The organism is Acetobacter lambici, from assembly GCF_011516885.1.
In the GTDB taxonomy this organism is placed as follows: domain Bacteria; phylum Pseudomonadota; class Alphaproteobacteria; order Acetobacterales; family Acetobacteraceae; genus Acetobacter; species Acetobacter lambici.
In genome coordinates, this window is the sequence record NZ_WOTD01000078.1 from 1 (window position 1) to 6,091 (window position 6,091).

At 56.3% G+C, this 6,091-nt stretch carries 5 protein-coding genes; 4 read left to right on the forward strand and 1 reads right to left on the reverse strand.

Features of this window, described 5'->3' with window-relative positions; translation table 11 throughout:
* Nucleotides 1-718: 718 nt before the first annotated feature.
* Nucleotides 719-1,162 (reverse strand): Rrf2 family transcriptional regulator, encoded by a 444-nt coding sequence (locus tag GOB86_RS14455; protein ID WP_165993309.1) that lies wholly within the window; start codon nt 1,160-1,162, stop codon nt 719-721.
* 84 nt (nt 1,163-1,246) lie between these two features.
* On the opposite strand from GOB86_RS14455, the gene hmpA reads away from it, so the two are divergent.
* From hmpA to GOB86_RS16655, 4 genes are all read left to right on the forward strand, one after another.
* Nucleotides 1,247-2,461: an NO-inducible flavohemoprotein gene (gene hmpA, locus GOB86_RS14460; RefSeq protein ID WP_061490266.1), complete on the forward strand. Its 1,215-nt coding sequence runs from the start codon at nt 1,247-1,249 to the stop codon at nt 2,459-2,461.
* A 65-nt stretch (nt 2,462-2,526) separates the two neighbouring features.
* Entirely contained in the window at nt 2,527-4,869 is a 2,343-nt protein-coding gene (locus GOB86_RS14465) for a nitric-oxide reductase large subunit (protein ID WP_165993311.1), read from the forward strand.
* Entirely contained in the window at nt 4,866-5,276 is a 411-nt protein-coding gene (locus GOB86_RS14470) for a DUF488 domain-containing protein (RefSeq protein ID WP_062247522.1), read from the forward strand. The genes GOB86_RS14465 and GOB86_RS14470 overlap by 4 nt, the downstream gene beginning before the upstream one ends.
* Before the next feature lie 88 nt (nt 5,277-5,364).
* On the forward strand, nt 5,365-5,667 hold the full coding sequence (locus GOB86_RS16655; RefSeq protein WP_231875798.1) for a PAS domain-containing protein: 303 nt from the start codon (nt 5,365-5,367) through the stop codon (nt 5,665-5,667).
* Nucleotides 5,668-6,091: the final 424 nt, after the last annotated feature.

Sequence of the window (6,091 nt, forward strand, 5' to 3'; positions counted from 1 at the left end):
GGCGGTTCGACTTCTTTACGAAGTCAGGCAGAGTCCATTGCCGTTACGTCACACTACGATTTATCCGTTGCCTCATGTCAATGATAAATCTGTAAGGGGAAAAGAAACTTTAATAGCCTGACGAATAGGTTCAGACATTGCGCTTCCGCCTCTTCTCGGACACTTAGGTAAGAGTTTGGCCTTTCGTAAAGCAGACATTATTGGTTCAAAACTTTACTATCGAGTTTGGGGCGATGGCGGACTAGCCCGCATATCTCACACGAGTGGGTGCATCGGGCTCTGAAATTGGTGAAAGTTCTTGTTGAAAAAGGAAAATCCGCGCGCGAGATCGGAGACCCGATGCAGACAGAGTGTAGCGTTGGCCATGTCCTCAAGATTTCTGTGAGATATGCGGGATAACAGCGGGGTGGGTGCGACAAGATTGCTATTCTATCAGGCAATGGAGGCCGTCAAAGAGGGAAAATTGCAAGTTGTGCTTGCGGCTTTACAGTCAAACCCCGTTCCAGTCAGCCTTCTTTATACCTGTCATGATCTACTGCCATTGAAGATCAGGGGCTTTCTCGACTTCGCTGTCCTGCAGCTTCGCGAACGCGTCGCTATAGGTAAACGGGACTTTTGAATCTTGGCGCCATGCTCCTGGTTCAAAGGATATATCTGATTGCTGCAATTCGCTTGAGGGCCATCTAACACTCAACATCTGGCCAATAATAATAAATGATTAAGACGTTTCACGTTTCGTCAGTTGGGCGATCTCGAAGGGCGTAATGACGTCTGCCAGAGTGCAGTCATTCAGAACCGCCATCATCGCCTGCGTTGCCTGATTAAGGCCGCTCCGCAGGCGGCAGGCGGGCATTAACTTGCAGAGCGTCGTCTCAGCGCTCTTTTCCAGACATCCTAGCAGAGCCATGTTTTCTTCGAAATAGCATACGACATCGCCGATCATGATGTCCTTCGCTGGCCGTCCAAACCGTAGGCCACCGTTACGACCGCGCAGGGTTTCGGCGAATCCCCCCTGGCCCAGCTTGTGGACGACCTTGACCATATGTGCCTCCGAGATCCCGTACGCCATGGCGATTTCACGAATGGAGCAGAGTTGTTCGGTCCGGGCGCCCAGATAGATCAGGGCGCGCAAGGCATAGTCGGTTTGCAACGTAAGTTTCATGGTCGGGTAAAGATGCACCAACTTGACATGTTTTCCAATTACGGTCAAAATATGTGCGGAACGTAAACCTTAAAGGAGGGCACCATGTCCGCTCCTCTCGACGACAAGACGCGCGCGATCATCTCCGCGACCGTCCCCGCGCTGAAGGCGCACGGAACGGCCATCACGACAGAAATGTACAAGCGCCTGCTCTCCACCCCGGCCATTCGCGACCTGTTCAATCTCTCCCATCAGCAGGATGGCGAACAGCCCAAGGCGCTGGCGCTGGCAGTGCTGTGCTATGCCGAACATATCAACGACCTCGGCGCGCTCGGCGGCATGGTCGAGAGAATTGCTGAGAAGCATGTCGGTCTGAACATCCTGCCCGAGCATTATCCATATGTAGCAGAGGCGCTACTCGGCGCGATCGGCCATGTTCTCGGGGATGCCGCGACGCCGGAGATCGCCGAGGCGTGGGGCAAAGCCTACTGGTTTCTGGCGGATATCCTTATCGGCCGTGAGAAGCAGATTTACGACGAGCATAAGGACGCACCGGGAGGTTGGGCCGGATGGCGCGCTTTTCGCGTTCGCTCACGTCGCGCCGAGACTCCGACAATCACCTCGTTCGAACTGGTTCCCGTCGACGGCGGCGCGCTCTTTCGCCATAAGGCGGGACAGTATCTCAGCTTCAAGCTGGATGTTCCCGGTCATGGCTCTCAGCGCCGGAATTACAGCATTTCCTCGGAACCCGGCGCGGATCATTACCGCATTAGCGTGCGACAACAGGATGGCGGCGTCGTCTCGACATGGTTGCATGAGACGGTGAAGGAGGGAGACATACTCCAGGTTGCCAATCCCGCCGGTGATTTCTTCCTCGACGAGACAAGTGAATCTCCTGTCGTGTTCCTGACGGCCGGTGTTGGTCTTACGCCCGTGATGTCGATGCTCGGCGAGCTGGCGCAGACATCCGTGAAGCGGAAGATTCACTACGTTCACGGCGCGGATACCGAGGCGTTGGCAGCTTTCCGTCCGGAAATCGAAGACCTTGCCAGCCGAGGTATTCTGGCGGCGGATTTCTTCTATGCGAAAGAGAGCGTGCCCGCTGTCAGTCATGGTGTTGCCGCCCACGCTGGGCGTGTCACGACCGCTTGGGTAAAGCAGAACCTCGACCGTTCCGCGACCTATTACATCTGCGGGCCGGATTCCTTCATGAGAGATATGGTCGACGCGCTACGGACCGAGAATCTGCCGGCGAAGCAGATCCGTTACGAGTTCTTCGGCTCCGCCGCCGACCCCGATCTGGTTCTCTCCGCAGCCTGATATTTTTTGGGCGTTCACAGTGAGGGGGCGCGCCCCCTCACACGACCTTATCAGGAGCTAGTGCGATGTCGGACTCATCTTCCATTGTCAGGCCGGTCGCGGATCCGGTCAGTACCGTCCTGAAATGGATTCTCCTTGCGACCGGTCTTCTGACTGCGGCGCTTCTCATCTGGACGACACAAGCGACCTACAAGGGTGCGCCTCCGCAGCCGGAGAAATTCGTCTCGGCCGACGGCTCCATTCTCATGACAGGTGCGGATATCGTTTCAGGAAAGGGCGGTTTCCAGAAAGCCGATCTGATGGACTATGGTAGCCTGTATGGCATGGGCTCCTATTATGGCGAGGATTACACTGCGTCAATCATGAAGCGGCTGGCGCTCGCCACGCGCGATAACATCGCAAGCGCAGACGATGGTGCGGCGTTCGCATATCTTCCGAAAGAGCGGCAGGACGCCATTACGGCGAAAATGCGCGACGATCTTCATCATCTCGATCTAACTGCCTCGACTGTGACGCTGCCTGGCGAGCTTGTGGCGGCGATCGTGTCCGTCCGCAAGGCAACCGCGGACGGTCTGCTCCATCCGAACCGCAAGGCCGGCTGGACCGCAGCACAGAGTCTCTCACCCGCGCTCGCGGTCAAGACGGCCGACTTTCTGATCTATTCGGCTTTGACGACCGTCGCATGGCGTCCTGGCACGAACTATTCCTGGACACAGAACTGGCCTTACGAGCCGCTGGTGGAGAACGCTCCGACGGGCGAGACTTTCATCTGGACATGGGCGAGCTTTGGCTTTGTTTTTCTGGCTTTTGGTGCCGTGCTCTTTATCTACGAATATTGGCTCAACGACGCAGACACGGCGGCTCGGGACGCGGAGCTTCTCGTCGTTCATCCGTTGACACCGAGTCAGAGGAAAGTCTGGAAATATTTCCTTCTGGTTGCGGCACTGCTGCTGGTGCAGATTCTGGTCGGCTCCGTCATGGCCCATATGTATTACGACCGGACGAGTTTTTACGGTATCGATATTAATCGATACGTTCCGTTCAATGTCATGCGTGATCTTCATATTCAGGCGCCTATTGTCTGGATCGGCCTGTCGTGGATCGGCGCGGCGCTGTTTCTTGCACCGGTCATCGCCGATGGAAAAGAAGCCAAAGGTCAGGGCTGGCTCGTGGACGCGCTGTTCTGGGCAACGGTCTTCGTAGTGGTCTGTGGCCTGGTGGGAAACTATCTCGGTGTCATGGGGGTGATCGACGGCAACTGGTTCTGGTTCGGAAATCAGGGGTTGTCCTATATCCAGCTCGGCCGCTTCTGGCAGATTGGCTTCTTCGGAGGACTGCTTTTGTGGAGCGTCCTTGTGATGCGGGCTCTGTGGCCATCGGTTTCATTGTGGACTCGTGCGGCGCGCAGTTTCTGGTCCGGTCATATCCGGCTGGAACATCTCATCTGGGCGTCTACCGTTAATGTCGCACTGCTGTATGCCTGTGGCATGATTCCGCTGACGGGCATTGAGAAATCCTTCACGATCTCGGATTTCTGGCGCTGGTGGGTCGTCCATCTGTGGGTTGAACAGTCCTTCGAGTTCTTCGCGGCGGCGATGACTGCCTGGACGCTGATGGCCACGGGGTTGATATCGCGCTGCCTCGCCGAGCGAGGCATGTATTTCGAAGTCATCCTGATCTTCCTCGGTGGCGTGATCGGCACGGGGCACCATCTTTACTGGGCGGGCGAGCCGAGCCTGTGGATCCCATTCGGCACGATGTTCTCCTTCATCGAGGTGCTGCCACTTGTATTGCTTATCATGGAGGGAATCAGCCACTATCGAATAATCAGGAAGCAGAAGGATTTCCGCTATCGTCTCGGGACCATCTATGTCATCGGTGCTGCGTTCTGGAACTTCGTGGGCGCCGGGGTTTATGGCGGCGGTCTACTGAATGCGCCACTGGTGAACTATTATGAACATGGCACCTTTCTGACGCTCAACCACGCGCACTCGTCTCTTTTCGGCGCGTTTGGCGAACTAGCGATCGGTTTGATCTATTTCTGCCTGCGTTACATTCATGCTGAAAAAGCCGGTTTCTCCGAACGAGCTGGCCTGTGGGCATTCTGGCTCTACAATGCGGGACTGGTTTTGTGGACGCTGCTCAATTTCTTCCCAATCGGCTGGCCTCAACTGCTCGCAGTCTATCAGCATGGCTATGCTTACGCCCGCAGCGCCGAATTCTATGACAAGACCCTGTTCTGGCAATGGATGCGGCTGCCGGGCGACGTTGTCTTTGCGGCTGGTGCACTGATTATGGCGTGGGATTTTCTTGTCAAGCTTACGCCGGTCTATCCTGGTTGGATGCGGCGGTTCATTCCCGGTTCGAGGACACTTGCCGCGAGCCGTCCGGGGGAGAACGTGTCATGACGGCGCAACATGACACTCCGGATGTGAGGCTCAAGCGCGTGTACGATGCCTCCGCGCCCAGCGACGGCCTGCGCGTGCTGGTGGACCGCCTTTGGCCGCGAGGGCTGCACAAAGCCGACGTGAAGATGGATTTTTGGCTGAAGGACGTGGCGCCAAGTCCGGACCTGCGTCACTGGTTCGGCCATGATCCGGCGCATTGGGACGAATTCCGGCTGCGATACCGTCATGAGCTTTCAAACGGAAATGCCGAGATCGCCCGTCTTGTGGGACTGGCGGAGAAAAGCAGGATCACGCTTCTTTATGCGGCGCATGATCCTCTCCATAACCATGCACTCGTTCTTCGGGATTTTCTGTGCGATGTCGCGACGGTTAAATCTTCGAGCCATGGACGAGGGGATCAGTCATAACACAACACGTTGATTTCGCAGAACGCCTCACTCGGGCGTTGCTTGAAACGCGCGCTGATGCGATCCTCGCCGCCGACCCGGGGGGATCATCCGATTCTGGAACCCGGGCGCGGTAAGAAACTTCGGGTTCACCAAAGATCAGGCTCTTGGGCGCTCGCTTGATATCATCATTCTCGAAAAGCTACAGGTACGGCAGCGGGAAGGATGGAATCGCGTGCTTCAGACCGGTCAGAGTCGTTATGTGGCGGACGAGTTGCTTGCCGTTCCCGCGATGACGTCCGACGGTCGGCTATGCGAGTATACCGCCGCTGCGGCTGACCATCTCAACGTCCATGAAGTTCACGCCTGTCACATGTTGCCCCACGAAAAAAGGCTTCGACCGGTGCGCTGAAAGGAATTGCATGTGGGTGCCGTGCTCCGTGAGCTATCAATCCACTCCCGGAACATTACTTATGTGGCAATATCTGGTTCTCTATCCTAGCGTCCAACAACGGACATTCCACCCCCCTAACTCGCCTGTCGGCCCAAGAGAACCAGAACAGACAGGCGGCATTCGCCTCATCCCGATCATACAGGCGGTTGGGAGAGTTTCCCGAAAGCCGACATGAATCCATCCGACGCTCTGCCGGCAAAGGCGGATAGCGGATTTGCGCACGCATTCTACCCAGTCGACGCGGATTTCTCACACTTGAGGCAATTTCGGTTCATTTTGTAGAATTCAGTCATCCCACAGGAGCCCGATCTGGAATATTGACGATATTCTGCTTCTGGCGGCGGGTTCTGAACGCAGTGAGGGTGTCACGGCCTGAGAAGGC